The organism is Brenneria corticis, assembly GCF_003115855.1.
Lineage (GTDB): Bacteria > Pseudomonadota > Gammaproteobacteria > Enterobacterales > Enterobacteriaceae > Brenneria > Brenneria corticis.
The window spans coordinates 1-1,497 of sequence record NZ_KZ819130.1 but is presented as its reverse complement, the minus strand read 5'-3'; the positions used below and the strand labels follow the sequence as shown (position 1 = coordinate 1,497).

3 protein-coding genes and 1 pseudogene are annotated in these 1,497 nt (G+C 44.0%); 2 read left to right on the top strand and 2 right to left on the bottom strand.

What is annotated here, in order from left to right:
* Window position 1: 1 nt before the first annotated feature.
* Window positions 2-136, bottom strand: a pseudogene (locus DDT56_RS24965) (phage tail protein); the annotation flags it as partial.
* 189 nt (window positions 137-325) lie between these two features.
* On the opposite strand from DDT56_RS24965, the gene DDT56_RS24190 reads away from it, so the two are divergent.
* Both DDT56_RS24190 and DDT56_RS24185 read left to right on the top strand, forming a co-directional pair.
* On the top strand, window positions 326-868 hold the full coding sequence (locus DDT56_RS24190) for a hypothetical protein (protein WP_136168887.1): 543 nt from the start codon (window positions 326-328) through the stop codon (window positions 866-868).
* Window positions 859-1,272: a putative T6SS immunity periplasmic lipoprotein gene (locus DDT56_RS24185; protein ID WP_136168886.1), complete on the top strand. Its 414-nt coding sequence runs from the start codon at window positions 859-861 to the stop codon at window positions 1,270-1,272. The genes DDT56_RS24190 and DDT56_RS24185 overlap by 10 nt, the downstream gene beginning before the upstream one ends.
* Window positions 1,273-1,312: 40 nt before the next feature.
* Here the strand turns inward: DDT56_RS24185 and DDT56_RS24180 are convergent.
* Window positions 1,313-1,497 (bottom strand): phage virion morphogenesis protein (locus DDT56_RS24180; protein WP_136168885.1); only part of this gene is annotated, 185 nt, incomplete at its 5' end.

Genomic DNA, 1,497 nt, shown 5'->3' with positions numbered 1-1,497 from the left:
CTCATTCATGCCACTGGCTCACTAATTCGCCATGAATGTATAACGCCATTGGGCGTTCTACAGGGAGTGGCAGCGGCGGCTCCGGTGCATGGGTAACGTGCAGCGCCTTATCAACCTGTTTAACGATCACTCGCTCCAGTGCAACTAGTCGGTGGTCATTTCCCCGGTCTGCACTCGGCACAGGACATCAACCGTGTTGACGTGGGTGACGATGCCGCCGGGGAAATTTTGCGGCAATTGAAGTGTGTTTGTTGACACCTAAAACAACAAGCGGTAGAACACACCGTGACCGCATATTGTTAAGGAATGATAATAGGGAGCAATAATGGCAACAAAAGAAGAGGGTTTCCGCAATCTTACGGCGGGTGAACTTAGGATAGCTCGCACAGTTTTCAAGGATGCGATTAATTACGGGATGGTTAAGGTTTATAACGGCGAGTATTTCCCTTTTGGAATGCAAAATGATGATACGGCTGTTACACCGAATGGCAATATGTATTGGCCCCCAAAAATATTTAAAGAAGATTTCTCCCAAGAAAGGCCTGATATACATAATTGGTTCATTCATGAAATGGTCCATGTCTGGCAATATCAGATGGGTTTAAATGTGAGAGCACGCGGCATAATGAGTTGGGCGACCAATTACAATTATTCATTACCAGACTACAAATTATTGGCGAATTTTAATATGGAACAACAAGCCTGTATTATCGCTGATTATTTTTCGTTGGTGAGCTTTGGTATTAATGAATGGTCTGCTGTTACTAATTTCAGAGGAATTGTTGGCCCTAACTTAATAGGAAAATACCAAAACGCGCTTAAATATTTTCTTATATCACCACGCGACAGGAAGTGTTTATGGAACTAAAAATATTTTCTTTAGGTCTGATTATCATCATGTTATCTGGATGCGGATACGGTCATCACACCTCTTTTCGTCTTGCATTAGTTACATTAAAAAATAGCCAGCCGTGCATTGCCGCTGAGGATGAATCTGTTACGAACAGTGGTCATTCCAAACTACTCCGAATTGGCATTTCAGAACGTCTATCTGATGGGAAAATGCATTCTGTATGGGAAAGGGATGACATGGAAAATCCAACTTACACGGTATTACCACTGCAATGTGTTCCTGTACCCTATCACTTTGAAGCGAATAAAGAGTACAGCGTTAGTTTAGTTACTGCCTATTCTTCTCGTGATGTTGATACAAAGCGTATATGGGTAAGAAATTTTACACTGGAAGAATTGAAATCGCAGGAAGATAAGTAACTGATGTTATGAGTTGCCCCGTATTGCGGGGCAATGTGTTTTATCGGCTCAGATGTTCTATCAGCAGCTCGTCAACCGTTTTCATCTCTGCCTTACTAAACCCCAACAACGGCCTTGCCTCATATTGCACATCGTCACTATGGCGATTAGGGCGATCGCGCAGGCCGTAGTGATGCACCCGCGCCATGCGCTGAACCCGTCCGACAAACTCCACGCTTGCCGCGT

What these genes read in the sequence shown, in the direction of transcription:
- DDT56_RS24190 (WP_136168887.1), top strand. Translation starts at nt 326, where the DNA reads ATGGCAACAAAAGAAGAGGGTTTCCGCAATCTTACGGCGGGTGAACTT.
- DDT56_RS24185 (WP_136168886.1), top strand. Translation starts at nt 859, where the DNA reads ATGGAACTAAAAATATTTTCTTTAGGTCTGATTATCATCATGTTATCT.